We start from the raw sequence: 22989 nt of genomic DNA, 5'->3' as shown, positions 1-22989 counted from the left end.
CAACAAAACTGCTAAAGGATATTGTCCTCTAGCAGTTTTCTTTGTTTTATACTTTAAATAAATAACGTAATTTTGCCGTCTCAAATGAATTAAGATGCAACTTTCAGAACAAGAATTAGTAAGACGCGAAAAGTTAGAAAAATTACGTGCTTTAGGGATTAATCCTTATCCAGCCGATTTATATCCTGTAAATCATACTTCCAAACAGATAAAATATGATTATAAAGAAGGTAAACAGGTAATTATTGCTGGTCGTCTTATGGCTATTAATATTCAAGGAAAGGCGTCTTTTGCGCAATTGCAAGATAGCGAAGGTCGCATTCAGGTGTATTTTAATAGAGACGAAATCTGTCCTGGTGAGGACAAGACGATGTACAATGATGTCTTTAAAAAACTCATTGACTTAGGTGATTTTGTTGGTATTGAAGGAGAACTTTTTACCACTAAAGTTGGTGAAAAAACCGTGATGGTAAAGGAATTTAAATTACTGAGTAAAGCTTTAAAACCCCTACCTATCCCTAAACAAAAGGACGGAAAAACATACGATGCTTTTACAGATCCTGAGCAACGCTACAGACAACGCTATGCTGATTTGGCTGTAAATCCTCACGTTAAGGACGTATTTGTAAAGCGTACAAAGCTGTTCAACGCCATGCGTCAATTTTTTAACGACGCTGGTTATTTTGAAGTTGAAACTCCAGTCTTACAGCCTATAGCTGGTGGTGCTGCAGCGCGACCATTTGTGACGCATCACAACAGTTTAGATATTCCATTGTACATGCGAATCGCGAATGAGCTATACCTAAAACGATTAATCGTTGGTGGTTTTGAAGGGGTTTACGAATTCTCTAAAAACTTCCGTAACGAAGGTATGGACAGAACCCACAATCCTGAGTTTACAGCTATGGAAATCTACGTCGCTTACAAGGATTACAACTGGATGATGGACTTCTGTGAAAAACTATTAGAGCACTGCGCTATTGCCGTTAACGGAACAACAGAAGCAACTTTCGGTGAACATAAAATCGATTTTAAAGCACCATATAAGCGTATTACCATGCGCGATTCTATATTAGAATTCACTGGTTTTGATATTTACGACAAATCTGAAGACGAAATCAGAGCTGCTGCTAAAAGCATGAATATTGAAGTGGATGACACCATGGGTAAAGGTAAGCTCATCGATGAGATTTTTGGTGAAAAATGTGAAGGCAACTACATACAACCAACCTTCATTACGGATTACCCAAAAGAGATGAGTCCATTGTGTAAGGAGCACAGAGAAAACCCAGAATTAACCGAACGTTTTGAGTTAATGGTTTGTGGTAAAGAAATCGCTAACGCATATTCTGAACTTAATGATCCAATTGACCAACGTGAGCGTTTTGAGCATCAATTAGAATTAGCTAAGAAAGGTGACGATGAAGCCACGGGAACCATAGATTATGATTTTTTACGTGCTTTAGAATATGGTATGCCTCCTACTTCAGGTATGGGAATAGGCATGGACAGGCTAATCATGTTTTTAACCAACAATCAGAGTATACAGGAAGTATTGTTCTTCCCTCAGATGCGACCAGAGAAGAAAAAAGTAGATTTAAGTGATAATGAAAAAGCCATTTTTGAAATTCTAAAATCTCAAAAACGTATGGATTTAAACGAGCTTAAATCACAATCTGGACTAAGTAACAAAGGTTGGGACAAAGGCATCAAGGGACTTGGTAAACATGGTTTAACTAAGGTTGAAAAAACTGAGGAAGGCTTGTTTGTTGAAATGGTTTAAATTTCAGCTATGCTTAAATACCAACAGTTTAAAATCACCTACGTACTTCCAATTTACACACAACAAGAAAATCTAGAGGCTTTTCATCATTTGTTAAATACCTATCAAAAGTATTCTGAAGATATTAAAAGAGCTATACACTTTATTTTTGTGGATGATTGTTCGCCAGTTCCAGTAACCATTCCAAAGGATGTTACTTTGAATTATACGTTGGTAAAGGTACAAGACGACATACCTTGGAATCAAGGTGGAGCTCGTAATCTTGGTGTTCACCTCGCGAAAACGTCTAAGCTGATATTAACAGATTTAGACCATACGTTTTCTGAAGAAGGCTTAAAGCAACTTATTAGAAGGCCTCAGCCAGAACATTTCTATGTCTTCAGGCGTATTAATGAAGAAGGCGAAGAAGTAGTATCCCATTACAACACTTTCTTTTGCAATAAAAGTCTCTATTTTAAATCCTTAGGCGTCGATGAGTGCTTTGCTGGTAATTACGGTTTTGAGGACATCTTCTTTGTTGATATACAGAGACGACTAGGAACTAAATTTCTTAAGTTTAAATCACATCCTGTTCACCATATGGAGCATAAAAACTCTGATAATCCCCAGCACAGTTTGCCGAGAGATATGGACATAAACAGAAAGTTTTATGAAGCTAAGCGTCGTGTATTAAAAGACAAAAACAGAGATCCATTTGACGCTCACAGCCGTTTATTTTTAAATTTTGAATGGCAAATTAAAGAAGAGCGTATTAGGCTTTAGGTTATTCTGGTAGAGAAAAGACCAACGCCTCTTCGATAAGTGTATCAACTAATCGTTCAAAATTCTCCGTAGTCTCTTCATCACTGAATAAATCATTCTGAACAAGGCTTTCAAAACATTGGCGCTCTTTGGCATCCTTGAATTCTAAAAACAGTTCTTTTTCCCTAGATTTTATTAAAAATCCTTCACCTTGACTTCTAACCATATATTCTGGATTAAAAACCAATTTCTCTCTTCTCCCTTTCATTATTTCGCTTTTTTGAATTAATTTATACACGGCCTCTAATGCTCTATTAACACTGATGGAAGTTAAACAGTTGCGATGCTCACAATTAATGGCAATGTCGTACTTACATCTAATATTGCAATTGCCAGGCTTTCCCCAAACGACTTCTCTATGCTCAGATAATGCAGACCATGAGCCAGGACCAGTAAGACCATGAAAAGATACAAATGGCACGTTAAAAACACCTGCAAAGTGTGTTATTCCAGAATCATTACCGATATGAAACGACGACCCTTTAAGGCACTTTTCAACAGCATCAAGATTACCGGTTTCTAGCGTAACATTCTCAATGTTTTCGAAATAAGAAGAATCAGGATCATCTGGCCCTAAAATCACAACACATTTCAATTGCTTAAAACGATTGAGTAAAGCTATAATCAATTCCACATAGCGTTCCGTAGGCCACCATTTTGGTTTAAAGCCTGCTCCAGGATGTACTGTAAAATAAGGCTCTTCAGTATTAACCTGAGACTTAAAATATGGGTAACCATTGTAAGTTGTATCAACATCCTTGTGTAGCGTTGCAATGGCATCAATATAGTGTTTTAAAGCATGTTGTTTTAGTTTGTTATGCGTAGCATAATCAATAACTCCAACATTTCTAAAGCGTCTACTTTTTGGGTAATTACCAAGGTTAATTTCTTTATCGAATTTTGATTTATCCAATTTTTCAACCTCAGGAATTGTTATGAGATTAAAACCTTCAGTATTTCTTGTGTAAACACCTAATAGACCTTTTGGCACAGCCAAAGTGACTTGTTCAGAAACGTCTTTAAGTTTGTTTAAAGCTGGTAATGCTATAAATTGATCTCCCAATCCACCATAACTTTTATAAACCAGAACATGGTTGAATTTTTTTGATGTTTTTACATTCTCTAATGCCTCAACCACAGATTCCCAAAAAAGTGTAGGAGCTGCAATCATTTGCTTTTTAGCTTCGTCAATATTATCTGGATAAAAACTATACGAAAATGTCCCAACTCTATCATTGGATATCATGGTATTACCAGATAAAAAAGCCTCTGCCGCTACTCTACCCGAAGCTTCTGGCCATCTAGGCTTAAAGAAAAAATATTTAGATTTTGAAAGCTCTTTAAGAACACTCTCATTAGGAATTTTATCTTGAAATTGAATATTTTCCGGAGTATTTCTTCTCAATCGATTTCTGCCAAACACCTTGAACTTTAATTGTGGATTTTCTATGGCATAATCTATAAGTTCATGCCCACCCTTGGCATGGTTTAGATTCCCTAAAAACAAGACTTCATCTTCGTTTTTATCAGATTGAGATTTGATGCTTTCAACATTAATTGGTGGTGGAAGTACTAAGTGCCTCGCAACTGCTTGTCCGTAAATTTTGCTGTAATAACCATAATGCATCGGAGATTGAAACACATTGAGCAGAGCATTGGCAAAAAGGTTTCTATAATTGTGAAAACGACTGTTGTCACAACAGTTTTTAAACTTCGGATCCACAACACAAAACAGGGTACGTTTTGCACAAAAACCATAATCGTGCTCCCATTTTACAAAAGGAAATTTGTTGTCTGTTAAAAAACTTATGAGCTCGAACTCATAGTCACACTTAACTAAATTATTGAGTATAATGATATCGCTATCAAAGGCAAGAGATCTAGTAAACTCAAAGTCTTTCAAATTATCATATACGACCTTATAACCTAGTGAAAGTCCTTTGTCTATTATCTTTTTATTAGACAATTCCGCTCCACCTATAAAGTCCATTTCTACATCGTGCAAAAATGCAACTTTCAACATAAAATAAAATTAAGTGAATTTACCTGTTACTAATATCCGTCGTCGTAGTAGCCATCGTCATAGTAACCGTCATCATAGTAACCGTCATCGTAGTACCCATCATCATAATAACCATCATCATAATAGCCATCATCGTAATAGCCGTCGTCGTAGTAACCATCAGAAAAATTATCATCATCATCAGAGTCTGTCGAGCAAGAGTTAAGGGATATTCCGGTAAGTGCTATTGTAGAAGTGGCTAAAAGTACCTGACCTCCCTTTTTTATAAAATTTCTTCTATTCATAAATTTCTGATTGATGGATGATTTTAATCTAGCTAAACAAATATATAATTTTTTTTAAGACTGATTGTCCTCCAAAAAATAATACACGAGGTAATATTTCTTGTTTAAGATCATAATTTCATAAAATACTCGTTTACAGTTGTGCTTTTTATCATTTTTATTAAATTCGCCTTGCTATTAAGAAAAATTATAATTTTAGATGAAAAAATATTTTGCACTTTTATTGGTTGTCATTCTCTTTTCGTGTAACAATGATGATGATTCTATGACTCCTGTGGAAGACCCTTTGGTAGTAGCAGAATTTAGACAAAACCTTTCGGAACTTAATCTATTTGTTGGGGACTTGAGCCAATTAAATATTACATCTAGAGCATTTGAATATAGCATAAGCACTCCATCTTTCGCAGACTATTCTAAAAAACAACGTTTTATAGCATTACCAGTAGACACATCACTTGAATATGATGGTGATGGTTTACCAATTTTTCCCGAGCGCAGTTTAATAGCCAAAACATTTTATTATAATAACGATGAACGCGATTTATCCTTAGGTAGAAAAATCATAGAAACCAGGCTACTCATAAAAATCAATGGCGAATGGGAAAGTGGAGTTTACAAATGGAACGATGCACAGACTGAAGCTGTCTTGGACTTAAATGGCAGTACTGTACCTGTGTCTTGGATTGACCAAGAAGGCAATACCAATGCTACTAATTATCTCATCCCTGAAAATTCACAGTGTTTCACCTGCCATAGATCTTTCAATGAATTGGTTCCGCTAGGCCCAAAATTGAGAAACTTAAATTTTGAAATTAACGGAGAAAACCAATTGCAGGAGATTATTAACAATCAAAATATTGAAGGCCTATCTAATAGCACATCGGTTTCTAGCTTACCTAATTGGCAAGACGGTTCAGCTTCATTAGAATCTAGGGCAAGAGCTTATATGGATATGAATTGCGCCTATTGCCATACAGATGGAGGTTTCTGCGAAAATGAATCCACTTTGAGAATGGACTATGAAACATTATTGGTAAACTCTCAAATTGTAGAAAGAAAAGGCAGCATAAGTTTCAGGATTTCTGAATATAATCCTGGTATCAGCATGCCATTTATTGGTACAACAATGATACATGAAGAAGGTGTTGATTTAATTCAAGATTATTTGGACACACTTTAACAATCACGTTAAAAAAATACTAAAAAAGGGTTTGTAAATAAAAGATTCTTAGTAGAATCCGTATTTTCATGCAAATTTTTTAAAAACCGACAAAAGTGAAACAACTATCAATTAAACTACTTCTTGTAGTTTCTGCTTTTTTGGCATTTTCATGCTCAACAACAAAAAAAGCCAGTAAATCAAAAAATGATGCCACTGCCATGGCAAAACCAGCAGCGAAAAAGCCTGGTAAAAATGACCCAAAACCTTATAACAAAGTCATCACAAAAGACGCTAAAAGTGACAAAGGTCTCTTTACGGTTCATACTTTAGATGACAAATTCTATTACGAAATCCCAGATTCTCTTTTTGATAGAGAAATGCTAATGGTTACTCGTATAGCCAAAACAGCAAGTGGATTAGGTTTTGGTGGAGGCAAGCAAAACGAGCAAGTTCTCCGCTGGGAAAGAAAAGGTAAAAAAGTAGTGCTTAGAGTTGTGTCTTATAATGTTACAGCAGCAGATTCATTACCTGTTAATGAAGCGGTTGAGAATTCTAATTTTGAACCTGTACTATACACCTTCCCAATTAAAGCCTATAGCAAAGACTCTACAAGTACTGTAATTGATGCTTCACCCTTATTTGAAAAGGATGTAAAGTCTCTTGGACTTCCACAGTTTAGAAGAACTCCTTATAGAGTAACACGTTTAGAGAGCGATAAGTCTTTTATTGAAAGTATTAAAAGTTATCCAAGAAATATTGAAGCGCGCCACGTAAAAACATATGCTGCAGGCCGTCCACCATCAAATTCAAGTACTGGCAGTATCTCAATTGAGATCAATAACTCAATGATTTTACTACCAGACAACCCAATGAAACGTCGTTACTTTGATGAGCGTGTAGGTTGGTTTACAAGTAGCACCACAGATTACGGGCAAGAAGACCAAAAGAGTAAATCTTTAACGTATTTAGACCGTTGGAGATTAGAGGTAAAAGATGAAGATATTGAAAAGTTTAAACGTGGCGAATTAGTTGTTCCTAAAAAGCAAATCGTTTATTATATCGATAGAGCAACTCCAGAAAAATGGAGAAAATACATAAAGCAAGGCATTGAAGATTGGCAAGTAGCTTTTGAAGCCGCTGGCTTCAAAGATGCAATAATTGCAAAAGATCCACCTACTGTTGAAGAAGACCCAGAATGGAGTCCAGAGGACGCACGTTATTCTGTTGTACGTTATTTGGCTTCACCTATTCCTAATGCAAACGGACCACACGTTAGTGATCCAAGAACAGGTGAAATATTAGAAAGTGATATCAACTGGTACCACAATGTAATGTCCTTATTACGCGGTTGGTTCTTTGTACAGACTGCTGCGATTAACCCAGACGCACAGAGTCCACAGTTTAAGGATGAAGTTATGGGACGTTTAATTCGATTTGTATCTGCTCACGAAGTAGGTCATACACTTGGTTTACCACATAACATGGGAAGTAGTGTTGCTTATCCTGTTGAAAAATTACGTGATGCCGAATTTACGAGTAAATATGGAACGGCACCGTCTATAATGGATTATGCGCGCTTTAATTATGTTGCTCAGCCTGGAGATGAAGGCGTGGCATTGATGCCAAATATTGGTGTTTACGACAAATATGCCATAGAATGGGGCTACAGACCTATTTTAGACAAAACAGCAGAAGAAGAAAAGCCAATTCTTAACCAATGGATTACAGAACACGCAGGTGACCCAATGTACAGATTTGGCCACCAACAAGCAGGCGATGTTGTAGATCCAAGCTCACAAACTGAGGATTTAGGTGACAACGCCATGTTGGCAAGTGAATACGGTATTAAAAACCTTAAGCGTATTGTACCAAACTTAATTGAGTGGACTACAGAAGCTGGTGAAGATTATGACGACTTGCAGGAAATGTACGGCCATGTTGTCTCTCAGTTTAACCGTTATATGGGACATGTTTCTAACAATATTGGTGGTGTTTATGAGCATTATAAAACTGCTGATCAAGAAGGTGCAGTTTATACACCAGTACCAAAAGCACATCAAAAAGAAGCAATGGAGTTTGTTCAGGATAATTTATTCGACACCCCAGACTGGTTAATTGATAAAGATATTTTTGATCGTATTGAATTTACCGGTTCTGTTGAACGTGTTAGAGCATTACAAGCAAGAACACTTAACAACATTTTAAGTTTAGGCAAAATGCAACGTTTAACTGAAGCACATACTTTTGACAGTGATGCATACTCTTTACCAGAAATGATGAAGGATTTACGCCAAGGTGTTTGGAGCGAGTTACGTACTGGCAAGAAAATTGACACCTATAGACGTAATTTACAACGTGCTCACATCGATAGATTAGCATACTTAATGACTGCTGAAAACCAAAGTGGACGTTCAAGAAGTCCTTATGTTAAAACAACACCTGTTAACACAAGCCAATCTGATATTAGAGCGGTCGTAAGAGCAGAGTTAAAAACATTACGTAGTCAACTGCGTTCTGCACGTGGTGGAGATGCTATGAGCAGAATTCATATTGCAGATGCTATTGAGCGAATTAATGACATTTTAGATCCTAAAGTTATTGTGAAAAAGGACTAATACGAGATAGTAATTTTTTAAAAAGGCTTCAAGTTAACTTGAAGCCTTTTTTTTATTTTAGCACGTTATCAATGGCCTTATGATAACCTTCAAATTCAACGAGATTATTATGTCCACCTCCCTCAATAGTAATAAAATCAACATTCATTTCTAATTCTGAAAGCTTCTTACCGGACGAATACGGAACTACACTATCTGCAGTACCATGAATGATGGTTATAGGACATTCAACCTTTGGCAAATATTGAAATGTAGGAAAACGATATTTCAACAATTGCTTTACAGGAAACACAGGAAAACGATGTTCCGCTACATCTAAAATACTGTAATACGGTGTTTCTAAAATGAGTTGTTTCGGTCGGTTTTTTGAAGCTAAATAGGATGCTATACCTGTTCCTAAAGATCTACCGTATAATGTAATCTCATTTTCAGAATAATGCTTCAATAAATAATCATAGCAATATTGCGCATCCTTATACATAGCGTCTTCACTTAGTTTTCCAACACTTTTTCCATAAGTTCTGTAGTCCATGACTAAGACATCATATTTTTTTTCCGCAAAGTATTCCGTGATTTTTCCCCATCGGCTTAAATCACCAGCATTACCGTGAAAATATAAAATGACACCCTTTGGGTTTTCAACTTTAAAGTGAAGTGCGTTTATCGTAGCATCACTATCCGTTTTTAAAAACAATTCTTCAAATGGATAATCGAATTGGTATTGATAATCTTGTTCTAAGGTAGTGGGTAGAAACAGAATTTTTTCCTGAAAAAAGTAAAGTGCAGATCCTATCATAACATATAAACCAAAAAGAATTATTAGTATTCCTTTAAGCCCTTTTTTTCGTTTTTTTTGATGAGTGAATGACATTAATACTTGTGGTTTCTAAGTCAATTGTTTTTGATTCGCTGTTTAAAATTTCATCCAACATCTCATGGTACGATTCAAAGTTATTTAAATTCTTGTGTCCACCACCAATTACGGTATGCAGTTTTGTTAAGTCAGGGTTGATTTGGGCCAATTTTACACTAGACTTATACGGAATCAATTTATCGTGTGTACCATGTATGATATGAATTGGACATTTTACATACTTCAACCATTTGTAGGTTGGCAATGGATATTTCATCAACAAAGACAACGGCATAAAAGGCGCATAGCGTGCTGTAACTTTGGTTAAGCTGTAATACGGCGCATCGAGAATAAGTTTTTTTGGGTTATTCATAGACGCCAACTTTGTAGCAAAACCTGAGCCTAATGAGCGACCATAAAGTATGATCCTATCTTCCGTAGTTTGTTCTTTAATTTTGTTGTAAACCAATTGCAAATCGCGTTTTATGGCTTTTTGCGAACGTTTTCCTGTGCTTTTTCCGAAACCACGATAATCTACCATCAGCACATTATAACCATGCCTCGTAAAATCTACAGCGAACTTTCCCCAGCCCTTTATACTTTTTGAATTTCCCTTTAGATACAAGACCACTCCCTTACTTTCCCCTTTCGGAAAAAACCGCAAGCCATTGATTACAGCTCCATCTCTGGTTTCTAAGTTGTATTCCTTAGTTTCCTGATTTTCATAATGGAACTGAAAATCCTTTGGTAATTTCTCTGGCTTAAATAACATATAATCCTGCAAATAATACAGCGCAATGCTGATAGCAATGTATATTCCCAGAATTGTTAAAATAGTTGAGACCCAGTAAGTCATAAATTGTTGTTATTTATACAAGATAGGAAAAATTACCTATGCGGAAAGAGAACAAAGTTTAGAATGATTAAGGTTAAAACCATTAGATAAAATGCTGTATCCTTTTTCATCTTGCTTTTCTTTTTGAAATAACTATTGTAAATTATTGCCATTATAATAGCCACTAAAATTATAAAAGGAATTGTTAAAACAATAATTAAAGCAATACCACCTCCACCAACAGGTAAAACTTCGAGAAGTAGAAAGGTTAAAAAGCCTAGAAGCAATAATATAATTACTCTAAAAAAATCTATTCTCATAACTGCTTTAGGTTAGGTATTTCAAAAACACATCAGCAAAAGGATCTTGATTCACAACCGTATAATAGAACAACGCTCCCAACCAACCATGGAACAACCCAAGCACATAGATGTTTTTTCCCTTAAGGTAAATATATCCGTAAACCAAGGCCAAGACAAATGTTCCCAGCATTAGCCAAACTGAAGGGTAATGTACTATTGAAAAGAAAACTGCCGTAACAAGAATTATAAAATTCTTATTTAGTTTTACCTTTCTAAAATCCATTAAGTTACCTGCCAATAACCCAATAGTTAAAAACTGTTGAATACTTCCCCAAATGGGATAAGTAATAAGTAAAGGAATGATATGCCAAGTGAGATTTATGGTGCCTTGCACATAGCCAATAACAAAAAAAGATAGGATTGATATCAGTGCGAATGGCAACATTAATCTCAAAACCGTTTTAAAATTATCCCATCGAAAACCCCAATCTGTAAGTACATTTTTGTCCTTGCTATAACGGTAATACACATAAAAAGACCAAGCCAAAATTGCAACAGCAACATATGGTAATCGCCAATTGAGATAATCCATAAAAACGAACTTTCCAATCCCTGTTAAAACAACTCCAAGTATTTCAAGAAGTCTAACTTTATCCGATACAGGTCGCGTTAATTTTATATTAGAAAATTCCGATAGGTATCTAGTCAATCTATTTTTCATGATTAATAATTTTAAAACCTCGCAGCTCTAAACCAATCTGCGAGGTTTTGGGTTACTAACTAACCTATCATCAAAACAAAAAGATCATATAGACGATGATGCCTTCGGCTATACCAGTGACAATGGACATTCCTAAAATGTCCTTAATCTTGCTTCGAAGAAAAAATACGGTACTTAATATGGCAATGATACCAGCTAATAAAATCTCTAGAGCATCAATCTTTGATAAGAGCAAAGTAATACCTGTAAATGCCGCTGTTATACCAACGGTTATTAAGCCAAATTTTAGAATTTCGTTTTTGGTATAATTACCCTCTATGAATCCTTTTCGCAAATCGCGTAAAATAGAAAGTACAAAGAGAAGTGGCACAACCGATAAAAATGGTGCAAAAATGACCTTTATTCCTTTTACAACAGAAAGATCGTTATAAAAGAAGAATGCAATAGCCGTAAAAGCCAAAAGGCCGGTAACTATACTAGTTTGAACTGTAAATAATAACTCACGCTTTCCTGAGTTGGTCTGTTTTTTTGATGTTTTGATAATGTCCATAATATTAATTTTTGATGATTTTTATTTCTAAGCAGATAAAAAGAAGATATGAATTGCCAAAGCCATTAGAACTCCACTTAAAATTCCATTAGCTTTGAGATTGTTATACAATAAAAAATTAAACACATAAGAGCTTATAGTTGTTGAATTGATAAGATGCGCCAATATTAGTGCGTCTTCGAGCTTTTTTTGAGTTACAAATTCCATTAGTTGCATTAAAAGAATTACACCAACAATAGACACTACTAAGAGCATTGTAGCTGGTCTTTGGTTTTTTTCTTTGTATTCATCTGTGTTTTCTGGCAAAAAATGCTCTATCACAATAAATCTTACAAAAAACAACAAAGGGAGCGGAAACATAATCGAAGCCACAATCTTCACAACATCCTTTAAGGTTTTTATTTCGTCATACCCTAAAAAAACGAGATAAATAAAAACAATGATTGAAACTCCGACGGTAATGAAAAAAGCAATATTTAGATTTTTTTGCTTCATCTTAATACCTAATCAAGTTTGCACCTTCTACAGTTTGACTTGCTAAAAACTCAATTTTATCATTATAGGATTTAACTACGTAGTTTGAAATTGATTTTGAAAAAATGGTCACAAAACCCAAGGTTATTACTAACAAGGTCAACTTAATGTCTTCAATTTTCCTGAAGCTTGATTTAGATTTCATAATGTTTTGTTTTAATGATTACAGGACAAATTTGAAGTAAAACACAATCAGATAAAAATCAATTATTTATAATTACTGACGATATATTTTATTTATTATTCTAATTAATTACTATTTTTATTAAACTATTATAAAATATAATGACGATTAAATGATAGCATTAAAATCCATTATCGACACTTTTAACCCAGAAGACCAGCAAAAATTCATAGCATATTTACAGCAAAAGAATAAACGGAAGGACACCAAAAACATACAGTTATTCAAGTTAATGACCCATCCGGAATTAGATTCTAAATCTATTTGTAAACACCTCTACAATGAAGATAATTGCAATGCTTACCATGCGCTTAGAAAACGTTTGTTTCAATCTTTAATAGATTTTACAGCTAACAAAAATCTAGAAGATGAGAATTCAATAGACATGCAGATTATAAAATACATTTTGGCATCTCGCACTTATTTACTTCAGAAAAATTATGACATCGCATATAAAATCCTAGATAAAGCTGAGCGTTTAGCAGACGAGCACTTGCTCTACCCAATACTTAATGAAATCTATCACACCAAAATTCAATATGCTCCCAATAATCCCAAGATAGATTTAGAGCAACTTATTGTTAAACAAAAAGAGAATCAGAAAAAGCACCAGCTCGAGGACCAACTCAACATTGTGTACGCAAAACTAAAATCCGTACTAAATACAATCAGCTACGAAGGAAAAGTGATTGATTTTGAAAAAGAATTAGAATCCCTCTTAACTGACTACAGTATTGAAATTGACCAATCGCTTTCCTTCAAATCTTTATACCAAATTTTAGCCATAGCCAACATATCTGCTTTGGTTACCAACAAATATTTCGAAATTGAAAACTTTGTTTTGAAAAGCTATAATATTCTAAAAGAAAAGAAAGACACCAACAAGCAACTGTATTACCAAATACATATTGTTTACATAATAGCTAACACACTATTCAGGAACAAAAAATTTGAAGCTTCCCTACAGTACATCTCTGAAATGGAAGAGTTGATGCAACTAAAAAAAGGCATCTACCATAAAGAGTTTATTTTGAAAAAGACCTTGGTTAAAGCATTGAATTATAATTATAATCATCAGCAAGAAAAGGCTATTGAGCTTGTTGAAACCATAATTAAGAAAAAGCATAGCGATATTGAATCACAATTGGACTTACATTTATCGCTTTTAATGTTTTACTTTCAGAAAGGCGACCTCACAAATGCTAAATCTGTTCTATCAAAATTCTACCATACAGACCAGTATTACATTGAAAAAGCAGGTATAGATTGGGTAATTAAAAAAAACTTAGCAGAAATTTTACTTTATATAGAATTACAAGATGACGACCTACTTTATTCTAGGCTAAAAAGCTTTAAGCGTCGCTATAAAGGATATTTAAAACAGATTCACCAAACACGCATTGTAACTTTTATTAACTATGCCGAAAAAATATACAAACAACCTGAAATGATAAAAAGCAATGAGTTTTCGAAACTAATAAAATCTACTTTCGAGTGGACATCTATTCAAAAAGAAGACATTTTTGTCATCAGTTTTTACGCTTGGTTAAAAAACAAGACTGAAGAAAACACCCTTTATCAAACTACAATAAATCTGATAAAGTCCTAACCAACTAGAAATTAAAGGCTAAAATTTAGTATTTTTATTGCTGGTCATTCATTAATGATGTAAAAACTTAAGACAAACAACATGAAAAAATTAGTACTAATTGCTGTAGCATTTTTCACTTTAAATGCCATAGCTCAAGAACAAAAAGTTAAGCAAGAAAAAATAAAGACAGATCAATCTGTAGACAACAAAGTAAAAAAGCTCGTAAAAACACTTGAGCTTACTCCCGATCAACAAGAAAAAGTAAGGCTTGTATTTTTAGACCATAACAAAGAAATGCAAAAGGTTAAACTCAAAATAAAAGAGGCTTTAAAAGCTGAAAATAAGATAAGTAAAGAGGAGGCTAAAAAAACCATGTTAAAGCAAAATGATAAGATAATGATTAGAACCAATAGTAAACTAAAAGAAATCCTTACAGAAGAACAATACAAAAAGTATGAAGAAATGCAACATCAAAACAAAAAACGAACCTCAGAAAAGAAATATTAGTTTCAACTGTCGCCATCATTTGTTAATTAGTTTTAAATAAAATTATTATTTTAGTACTCTAAATAACTAAACAATCTACTAATGAAGAAGATAATTACACTGTGCTTATTCGTTTTTGCAATGTTTCTTGGAACAGATTCTGCAAATGCGCAATCTAATAAGATAGAAGTCAATGCAAAAGCTGCTGAAAAAACGGAAGCATTACATAAGTTTATAAAATTTAATGATGAGCAAAAAGAAAAGGTCTATTTAGCCCTACAAGAATATACACAGGCTACTTTAGATTTAGAAAAAGCTGAAGTTGTAAAAGAGGGTGCTGTTGAAAAAATTAAACTATTGCTTGAAGATAAGATCAAAGCCATTTTAACTGAAGAGCAGTTTGAAAGATATCAATCGTTCCAAGAAGAATAAAAAAACTTAATATCTATAAAAAACCTCGCTATTTGCGAGGTTTTTTATTTACAATGTTTTAGCGATTTCTTCAACAGCGGCAATAGTTTCATTTAAGTCTTGATAAGTTAAGGCGTCCGTAATAAACCAAGTTTCAAATGCGCTTGGAGCAATATAAATACCTTTGTCTAGCATTCCATGAAAGAATTTCTTAAATGTATCATTGTTCCCTTTAGCTGCACTTTCAAAATCGATAACTGCGTCTTCTGAAAAATGCACAGAGATCATTGAGCCCACTCTGTTTATGGTATGGGTTACGTTATTCTTATTTAGCGCATCAGCAATACCATTATGAAGATATTTTGTCTTCTCCTCTAGTCGATTCATCAACCCTTTGTCTGCCTTAATAGCTTTGAGCATTGCTAGTCCAGCTGCCATAGCCAAAGGATTTCCGCTCAGAGTTCCAGCTTGATAGACTGGGCCCAATGGCGCAAGGAAATCCATTATTTCATTTCTTGCTGCGAAGGCTCCAACTGGCAAACCACCTCCAACGACTTTACCAAAGCAAACTATATCTGCATCAATACCCTTTAATTCTTGCACTCCACCATTAGACAATCTAAAACCTGTCATTACCTCATCAAATATCAGAAGGATGTCATTTGCATCACAAAGTTCTCTCAAACCTTCTAAAAAACCTTCAACAGGTGGAATACAGCCCATATTTCCAGCAACGGGCTCAATGATTATTGCCGCAACCTCATTAGGATTAGCTTCAACAAGCTCTTTTACATTATCAATATCATTATAACGCGCTAATAAGGTATCTTTAGCAGTACCTTGAGTAACACCAGGACTATTTGGCGTTCCAAAAGTTACTGCTCCACTTCCTGCCGCAATTAAAAATGAATCACTATGTCCATGATAGCAACCAGCAAACTTTATAATTTTATCTTTCTTTGTAAAACCTCTTGCTAATCTTACAGCACTCATACAAGCCTCAGTACCAGAATTGACAAAACGGATTTTATCAATATTAGGTACCATTGAAACCGCGAACTCAGCTATTTCCGTTTCTAAAGCTGTTGGCATTCCGAAAGAGGTTCCTTCTTTTGCTTTTTCTATTACTGCTTCAACCACAGGATGAAACGCATGACCCAACAACATTGGCCCCCAAGAATTGATGTAATCAATAAATCGGTTGCCATCTTCGTCATAGATATATGCTCCTTTTGCCGATTTTGCAAAAATAGGTGTACCATCTACCGCCTTAAATGCTCTTACTGGCGAATTTACCCCTCCGGGAATTACTTGCTGTGCCTCTTTAAATAAAGCACTACTTCTTTGGTATAACATAAATTAATTGGGAATCATTATTTCCTGACCCAATGCCAGGTCATTAGAACTGAGATTATTTAATTCTTTTATAGCTTCAACAGTTGTATTATAGCGTTTTGCCAATGAGTATAACGTGTCGCCTTTTTCGATAACATATCTAATAACTCCACTATTTACTCTTACAATTTCAACGTCGTTATTGCCTAAAACTTCTTGGTCATATTTATATAACTCATAACGCTCAATTAGGCTTATGAGTTTTTGAGGATATTTTCTATCCGTAGCATAACCAGCTGCCCTTAGACCTCTTGCCCAGCCTTTATAATCATCTGGTTTTAATTTGAAAAGATCAGCATAACGTTTTCTACCGGTTAAAAAATCGGAATGATCTTCGTATGAGGATTCGGCTTTTCTATACTTTCTAAAACATTCTTGTGAAGCATCATCATCATGATAAATTTTAGCACCTTTCCAGCCGTGGCATTTAATACCAAAATGATTATTGGCTTTAACCGCCAATCTTCCCCTACCCGAGCCAGATTCCAAAATTCCTTGAGCAAGGGTTATACTGGCAGGTATTTTTGATTTGCGCATTTCTGTTTTCGCAATCTCAGCATAGGTAGCAATATATTTATCTGTAGAAGAAGGCGGCTTTATTATCTCTTCTTTTTCGACTTCATCAATAGATGTATCAGCAGTTTTTACTTCAACAGTTTCAGTTTTACCTTTTTCATGCTTTTTCTTAGTTGCAATTCCTTTCTTTGGTCCGCAACTAAAAGCGAAAACAGCTAAAATCAACACTACATATTTAAAATTGAAATTCATTTTATTAATGGCCAACCCTTTTGTTTTAATTTTAAATTCATCCCCTCTACCCCCTGTAATCCACCAGTGTGTATCGCTAGTATTTTTGAGTCCTTTGGAAAAAATCCCTTATCCAGTAAATCAAAAACTCCATACATCATTTTCCCTGTATATATAGGATCTAAAGGAATGTCAAAATCTTTTTTAAACTTATTGATAAACGTAATTAACTCTAGCTTTATTTTTCCATAGCCACCGAAATGATACTTATCAATTAGTTCCCAATTTTCCTGAGTTGCAAATTTACGAATATCTTGATTTAAAAAGTCACCTTTAAGCGTAGGAAATCCTAATACTTTTTGATGCTTCTTTGATGAGTTTATCAGTCCAGAAATCGTGCCACCTGTGCCCACGCTACAACAAATAAAATCAAACTCACTATCTTCATCATTGAGAATTTCTTCGCACCCCTTTACAGCTAAGGCATTAGTGCCACCCTCAGGAATAAGATAAAAATCACCATATTCAGAATTCAGTTTGTTTATAAACTCAGTCTGAGCTCTATTTCTATACGCTTCTCTAGTAACAAACTTTAAGCGCATTCCGCAAGACTGTGCAAACTTTAACGTTGGGTTAACTGTAATCTTAGACTCCAATTCTTCTCCTCTTATTATACCCATTGTTTTAATACCGTAAATTTTCCCTGCATAAGCTGTTGCCGCGATATGATTAGAATAAGCACCACCGAATGTAAGAAGCAAGTCTTTCTTTTGGGATTTGGCCTCAATTAAATTGTATTTAAGTTTTCGGTGCTTATTTCCAGAAACAAATGGATGGATAAGATATTCTGGCTTTATAAAGACCTGATTATCAATTTGAATGTTTTTTAAATCTCTGTTTTTCAACATTTCGCCTGATTTTTAAACAAATTTCTTACCATAATGTTAAATTAACTATATTTTTATTACATTTAAACCCAATCCCTATATAATCTATTGCAAATAACCTTCTGCATAACTGTAAGTTATGGTGTTGTCCTAATGTATAGATTATGGTTAGAATTTTACTTTTATTTCTTTTCTGTTTCAGTATAAACTTTTCTTTTTCACAAGGTACCGATGTATTAAGTGCTGAACAATTCTGTTCGGGAACATCATCTTTGACTTTCAATAATAATTTTGGCGGTACAGATCTTACGCAAGTAGGTTGCTTAGGTTCAATTCCTAATGCCTCCTATTTTTATCTTGAAATAGACCAACCAGGTGATTTAATTTTTAATATTTCTCAACAAGATTTATTAGCAAACCCAACAGACGTAGATTTTATTGCTTGGGGACCATTTACTGATCTTACCGATGCTGACAATACAATTTCTTTTACAGATTGCGCTGTTTGCCCTAATAATACAGATGATCCAACTTATTACCCTTATTTAGATACTGTACCAAACCCAGATAGCCCAATTACCGATTGTAGTTACGATGCAAGTTCAACTGAAACCCTTAACATATTAAATGCTTTACAAGGTGAAATTTATGTTGTGCTTATTACCAACTTTACCGGAACCCAAGGTACTATTGATTTTCAACAAACAGGCGGTAATGGTACTACAACCTGCTCTGCATTGCCTGTTTGTGGTAGCCAATTTTATGATACTGGAGGTGATTCAGGAAATTATTTTAACAATGAGTCTTACACAACAACAATAAACCCATATTTTGCAGGAGGTACAGTAACTGTGGATTTCACTTCTTTTAATTTAGGTACAGGAGATGTCTTAACAGCTTATAATGGTCCAAACAACACATTTCCTGTTTTAGGCACTGTTACGACCGCACCATCTACTTTCACTTCAACTACAGCAGGGAATCCTTCTGGAGCAATTTCGTTTGAATTTACAAGTGATGGCACTAACACTTCCTCAGGATGGATTGCCGATATAACATGTACAAATCCTCCTACGTGTGGATCAACTTATTATGACAGTGGAGGTGCAACTGGAGACTATTCTAACAATGAATCCATTATTTCCACATATTATCCAGACACACCAGGTGATGCGATAACCGCGACCTTTACAGCTTTTTCCACTGAATCTTCATTTGATGAGTTATTTATCTATGATGGACCAAACACATCTTTTCCTTTGTTAGGCGTGTTTTCTGGCAGTACGATTCCTGGCCCTTTTACATCCTCACATGCCTCTGGTGCTCTAACATTTTTATTTGATAGTGATTTTAGCAATGTGGATTCTGGTTATGCTGTCGATATGACTTGTGCTCCATATGTCCCACCTGTAATTTGTGGTTCTACCATCTATGACAGTGGTGGTCCAGCTGGCGATTATTCTAATAATGAATTGATTACTAATACATATTTTCCAGATACCCCAGGTGATGCAGTAACAGCAACCTTTACAGCTTTTTCCACGGAAGCCGGGTGGGATTATTTGTATATTTATGATGGACCAAATACAGGATCACCTTTGTTAGGTGTTTTCTCAGGTAACTCTATACCAGGACCTTTTACATCATCAGATCCCTCAGGCGCATTAACTTTTGTGTTTGATAGTGATTTTAGTAACGTAGATTCTGGTTATGCAATTGATTTAACATGTGCACCGTATGTGCCACCACCTGTTTGTGGAACAACATATTATGATTCTGGTGGAGTTTCAGGTAATTATTCAAATGATGAGCTCACAACAACAACATTTATTCCTGATGTTCCTGGTACTAAGATAGTAGCTACATTTACCTACTTTGACACAGAATCTTGCTGTGACGAATTACGAATATATGATGGTCCTAATGACACATTCCCTTTATTAGGAACTTATGCGGGAACAGCTTTACCGCCTGTGTGGACTTCAACACACCCATCAGGTGCTTTAACATTTGTGTTTGAAAGCGACTTTTTATTTACTGGAGGAGGATATGCTGTTGATATTACTTGTGTTAATATCTGTAATGTTTCTATCACGGATACTATTTACCCTTTGGGATCTGATGACTGTACTCTTGATTATACCGAGCTTAATTCTAATGTACCTGCACCACCACCTAATAATACTATATTTTCTGAAAATTTTGATGGTGCAACATTCCCAACTGGCTGGACAACTGTAAATGGTGCCTCTAGTGCCAATTGGATTATCTCTAACTCTTCTAACGCAGGCGGATCACCAAATGAAGCTATGCTAGATTGGACAACTGGAAGCCATAATAGTACTTGGAGGTTAAATTCCCCACTTATTGATATTACGGGTCAAACAAATCTCCATCTAGGATTTAGACATAATTTTGATGTGGCTGTATTTGGTACTAGTAATATTGGTATTTACGTAGAAACATCTACTGATAACATAAGTTGGACAACTCAATACTCTGTATTAAATCCCACTGCAGATGTTATAAGTACAGAAAACATTGATATTTCGGCTTTAGATGGTAATACCGATTTGCACGTACGATTTAGATTGTCAGGAGACACTAATTATTTATTAGATTGGTCTATAGATAATGTAGTAATAACAGCAGATGGCACTCCATCACCACCAGAGGTTACCTGGTCACCGGCTACAGGTTTATATACAGATGCCGCTCTAACAACACCGTATATTTTGGGTAATTTTGCAGGTACAGTTTATGCAGCACCTAATGGTGTACAAATATATACTGCAACCGAAACAGCAAATGGTTGTACCGATACGGTAACAGTAACTCACAACAGGAAATTTTGGAATGGTTCAGTAAACACAGATTGGAACAATGCTGCTAATTGGTCACCTAATGGAATTCCAACAAACACAAATTGTATTTATATCCCAAATTCAGGAATTAATCCTGTTATTTCAGGAACTACAGATGCAGATGGGCTAAATATGACTATTGCTAATGGTGGCAACCTAACCCAGCAATCAAATTCAACATTAACAATCGTAAACTTTGTAGATGTTGAAGCAGGTGGTACATATAGTATGGAGGACAGTTCTAGTTTAATCCAAGTAGATAACGTTGCCAATACTGTCGATGGTACATTTACAATGGACAGAAACACAAATATAAGAGCTAACGATTACGTGTATTGGTCTTCACCAGTAATTAGTTTTAATATTGAAAACGTTTCGCCAGCAACGCCGAACGGATACAAGTATGAATGGTTACCTTATGTTAATAGACCACCCGGACCACCTGGTCCTTTAAATTTCGGCGAATGGGCTAGTTATGATTCAGGACCAATGGATGTAGGTAAAGGCTATATAGTAAAAGGCCCAACAGGACATTCAGCAACACCATCAGTGTACTCCGCTACGTTTTCTGGCACACCAAATAACGGAATTATTATCCAAGCAATTGAAAGAAGCACCTACACAGGTGGCAATTATACGTATCAACCTAATCCAGGCGGAGATAATATACTCGTAACAAGCGATGATGACAACTGGAATTTTATCGGTAATCCTTATCCTTCAGCTATTAATGCCATAGATTTCCTTACACATCTTGCCAATACTAATATTGACGGTGTAGTGTATTTATGGACACATGGTTCTGATATTGCCATTGGTAACAATGATCCTTTTTATAATGATTATGTCTACAATTATGACATTGCTGACTATATTGCCTATAACTCTAGTGGAACATCCTCACCTTCAGGTTTTAATGGTAATATTGGTGCTGGGCAAGGCTTCTTTGTTTTAATGACTGATATAGGAGCAGCTATTGAAGCTGTTACTTTTGATAACACTATGAGAAGTAGTACCTATGCCAATGACCAGTTTTACAGAAATAGTAATAGTCCTGGTGAAAATAATAATGTGGCCAATAGGATTTGGTTAGATTATATCAGTGATTCTGGTCAAACTAATACTACTTTAATTGCCTATGTAGAAGGTGCAACCAATGAATCCGATAGAATGTTCGATGCAGCTACTACCACTGGTAATGGACTAAACCTGTATTCCATGATTGATGATAAAGCTTATCTCATTCAAGGGAGGCAATTGCCTTTTGTTGATTCTGATACCGTACCAATTGGTATTAATATTATCGATTCTGGTATACAAACCATTGCTATTAATTCGTTAGAAGGTTTATTTAATAACGCCAATCAAGATATTTATCTTGAAGATTTAGCAACAGGCATCATACATGATTTAAAAGATTCACCATATACCTTTTCAAGTGATGAAGGCATAACTAATAATCGTTTTATTTTGAGATATAATAGTTCTTCCTTAGGCATTGATGATCATAACTCCTTGGAAGGCATAAGGGTCTTCGAAGAAAATGAAAGAATCGTCGTAAAATCAGATTTTGAGATTATACAAACTATAGAAGTATTTGATATTTTAGGAAGACAACTCTATTCTAACCTATCTGTAGACAATAATCTATTAAAAATCAGCGCTATAAAGCCAGAAGATTTAACTCTATTTTTAAAGATAAAACTGGTGGATGGTAAGCAAAAAATTGCAAAGATTATTTTCTGACAAAATTTATAAAATTGTATAAAGGCCTGGATTTTAAATAATATAGGTCTTTTTCTTTTCTGTATGCTTCTCGTTCAAAAGAGATATTGCGATAGGCAAGTTTCCAGTTTTTATACTGAATCAATCGAATAAAAAACTCAAAGGCGTATAAAATAAAAAATGGAATAATCAATAATTCTAGCTGTTGTCTAAGGTGGATTTTCTCATGATTTATC

At 34.9% G+C, this 22989-nt stretch carries 20 protein-coding genes; 8 read left to right on the top strand and 12 right to left on the bottom strand.

All coding sequences use genetic code 11. From position 1 onward, the window contains the following. Nucleotides 1-94 precede the first annotated feature (94 nt). Nucleotides 95-1783, top strand: a complete 1689-nt coding sequence (gene lysS, locus ACQ65V_RS07835; protein WP_430467501.1) for a lysine--tRNA ligase — start codon at nucleotides 95-97, stop codon at nucleotides 1781-1783. A gap of 9 nt (nucleotides 1784-1792) precedes the next feature. Then, a complete protein-coding gene (locus tag ACQ65V_RS07830; protein WP_430467500.1) occupies nucleotides 1793-2545 on the top strand; it encodes a glycosyltransferase in 753 nt (250 codons plus the stop codon). 1 nt (nucleotide 2546) lies between these two features. Here ACQ65V_RS07830 and ACQ65V_RS07825 read toward each other — a convergent pair whose 3' ends face one another. Both ACQ65V_RS07825 and ACQ65V_RS07820 read right to left on the bottom strand, forming a co-directional pair. Then, on the bottom strand, nucleotides 2547-4607 hold the full coding sequence (locus tag ACQ65V_RS07825) for a glycosyltransferase family 9 protein (RefSeq protein ID WP_430467499.1): 2061 nt from the start codon (nucleotides 4605-4607) through the stop codon (nucleotides 2547-2549). Between the two features lie 29 nt (nucleotides 4608-4636). Then, a complete protein-coding gene (locus ACQ65V_RS07820; RefSeq protein ID WP_273292519.1) occupies nucleotides 4637-4891 on the bottom strand; it encodes a hypothetical protein in 255 nt (84 codons plus the stop codon). Between the two features lie 199 nt (nucleotides 4892-5090). On the opposite strand from ACQ65V_RS07820, the gene ACQ65V_RS07815 reads away from it, so the two are divergent. Both ACQ65V_RS07815 and ACQ65V_RS07810 read left to right on the top strand, forming a co-directional pair. After that, entirely contained in the window at nucleotides 5091-6071 is a 981-nt protein-coding gene (locus ACQ65V_RS07815) for a hypothetical protein (RefSeq protein ID WP_430467498.1), read from the top strand. A gap of 95 nt (nucleotides 6072-6166) precedes the next feature. Continuing rightward, nucleotides 6167-8668: a zinc-dependent metalloprotease gene (locus tag ACQ65V_RS07810; RefSeq protein ID WP_412561596.1), complete on the top strand. Its 2502-nt coding sequence runs from the start codon at nucleotides 6167-6169 to the stop codon at nucleotides 8666-8668. A 52-nt stretch (nucleotides 8669-8720) separates the two neighbouring features. On the opposite strand, the gene ACQ65V_RS07805 is transcribed toward ACQ65V_RS07810, so the two are convergent. The 7 genes from ACQ65V_RS07805 to ACQ65V_RS07775 all read right to left on the bottom strand — a co-directional run bounded on the left by ACQ65V_RS07805 (nucleotide 8721) and on the right by ACQ65V_RS07775 (nucleotide 12608). Continuing rightward, nucleotides 8721-9464: an alpha/beta hydrolase gene (locus ACQ65V_RS07805; protein WP_412561597.1), complete on the bottom strand. Its 744-nt coding sequence runs from the start codon at nucleotides 9462-9464 to the stop codon at nucleotides 8721-8723. 34 nt (nucleotides 9465-9498) lie between these two features. Beyond that, complete coding sequence (locus tag ACQ65V_RS07800) at nucleotides 9499-10377, bottom strand: alpha/beta hydrolase (RefSeq protein WP_430467497.1); 879 nt, start codon at nucleotides 10375-10377, stop codon at nucleotides 9499-9501. A 32-nt stretch (nucleotides 10378-10409) separates the two neighbouring features. Further along, nucleotides 10410-10676, bottom strand: coding sequence for a hypothetical protein (locus tag ACQ65V_RS07795; protein ID WP_430467496.1), 267 nt, complete (start codon nucleotides 10674-10676; stop codon nucleotides 10410-10412). A 7-nt stretch (nucleotides 10677-10683) separates the two neighbouring features. Further along, the gene (locus ACQ65V_RS07790) at nucleotides 10684-11379 is read right to left on the bottom strand and encodes a CPBP family intramembrane glutamic endopeptidase (protein ID WP_430467495.1); all 696 of its coding nucleotides are present in this window, start codon (nucleotides 11377-11379) and stop codon (nucleotides 10684-10686) included. Between the two features lie 70 nt (nucleotides 11380-11449). Beyond that, nucleotides 11450-11929, bottom strand: coding sequence for a hypothetical protein (locus ACQ65V_RS07785; protein ID WP_430467494.1), 480 nt, complete (start codon nucleotides 11927-11929; stop codon nucleotides 11450-11452). A 27-nt stretch (nucleotides 11930-11956) separates the two neighbouring features. Beyond that, nucleotides 11957-12424 (bottom strand): hypothetical protein, encoded by a 468-nt coding sequence (locus ACQ65V_RS07780; RefSeq protein ID WP_155090065.1) that lies wholly within the window; start codon nucleotides 12422-12424, stop codon nucleotides 11957-11959. A gap of 1 nt (nucleotide 12425) precedes the next feature. Next, nucleotides 12426-12608: a hypothetical protein gene (locus ACQ65V_RS07775; RefSeq protein WP_412561600.1), complete on the bottom strand. Its 183-nt coding sequence runs from the start codon at nucleotides 12606-12608 to the stop codon at nucleotides 12426-12428. A gap of 151 nt (nucleotides 12609-12759) precedes the next feature. Here ACQ65V_RS07775 and ACQ65V_RS07770 point away from each other — a divergent pair, with 151 nt between their 5' ends. From ACQ65V_RS07770 to ACQ65V_RS07760, 3 genes are all read left to right on the top strand, one after another. Further along, complete coding sequence (locus ACQ65V_RS07770) at nucleotides 12760-14256, top strand: hypothetical protein (RefSeq protein WP_430467493.1); 1497 nt, start codon at nucleotides 12760-12762, stop codon at nucleotides 14254-14256. Nucleotides 14257-14337: 81 nt separating this feature from the next. Beyond that, the gene (locus ACQ65V_RS07765; RefSeq protein ID WP_430467492.1) at nucleotides 14338-14745 is read left to right on the top strand and encodes a hypothetical protein; all 408 of its coding nucleotides are present in this window, start codon (nucleotides 14338-14340) and stop codon (nucleotides 14743-14745) included. Nucleotides 14746-14826: 81 nt separating this feature from the next. Next, entirely contained in the window at nucleotides 14827-15156 is a 330-nt protein-coding gene (locus ACQ65V_RS07760) for a hypothetical protein (RefSeq protein ID WP_430467491.1), read from the top strand. A gap of 48 nt (nucleotides 15157-15204) precedes the next feature. Here ACQ65V_RS07760 and hemL read toward each other — a convergent pair whose 3' ends face one another. From hemL to ACQ65V_RS07745, 3 genes are read right to left on the bottom strand one after another with little or no spacing between them, the layout of a single operon-like run. After that, nucleotides 15205-16491 carry a glutamate-1-semialdehyde 2,1-aminomutase gene (gene hemL, locus ACQ65V_RS07755; RefSeq protein WP_430467490.1) on the bottom strand — a complete coding sequence of 429 codons (1287 nt, stop codon included), beginning with the start codon at nucleotides 16489-16491 and terminating at the stop codon, nucleotides 15205-15207. 3 nt (nucleotides 16492-16494) lie between these two features. Beyond that, entirely contained in the window at nucleotides 16495-17298 is an 804-nt protein-coding gene (locus tag ACQ65V_RS07750) for a glucosaminidase domain-containing protein (protein ID WP_430467489.1), read from the bottom strand. Continuing rightward, nucleotides 17295-18185: a 1-aminocyclopropane-1-carboxylate deaminase/D-cysteine desulfhydrase gene (locus ACQ65V_RS07745; protein ID WP_430467488.1), complete on the bottom strand. Its 891-nt coding sequence runs from the start codon at nucleotides 18183-18185 to the stop codon at nucleotides 17295-17297. Before ACQ65V_RS07745 ends, ACQ65V_RS07750 begins: the two co-directional genes overlap by 4 nt. Nucleotides 18186-18328: 143 nt before the next feature. Between ACQ65V_RS07745 and ACQ65V_RS07740 the strand changes: the two genes are divergently transcribed. Further along, the gene (locus ACQ65V_RS07740) at nucleotides 18329-22774 is read left to right on the top strand and encodes a CUB domain-containing protein (RefSeq protein ID WP_430467487.1); all 4446 of its coding nucleotides are present in this window, start codon (nucleotides 18329-18331) and stop codon (nucleotides 22772-22774) included. Nucleotides 22775-22989: the final 215 nt, after the last annotated feature.

The sequence above is a fragment of the Winogradskyella ouciana genome (genome assembly GCF_965284585.1).
GTDB lineage: Bacteria > Bacteroidota > Bacteroidia > Flavobacteriales > Flavobacteriaceae > Winogradskyella > Winogradskyella ouciana.
This window is presented reverse-complemented; position numbering and strand designations above follow the sequence as displayed.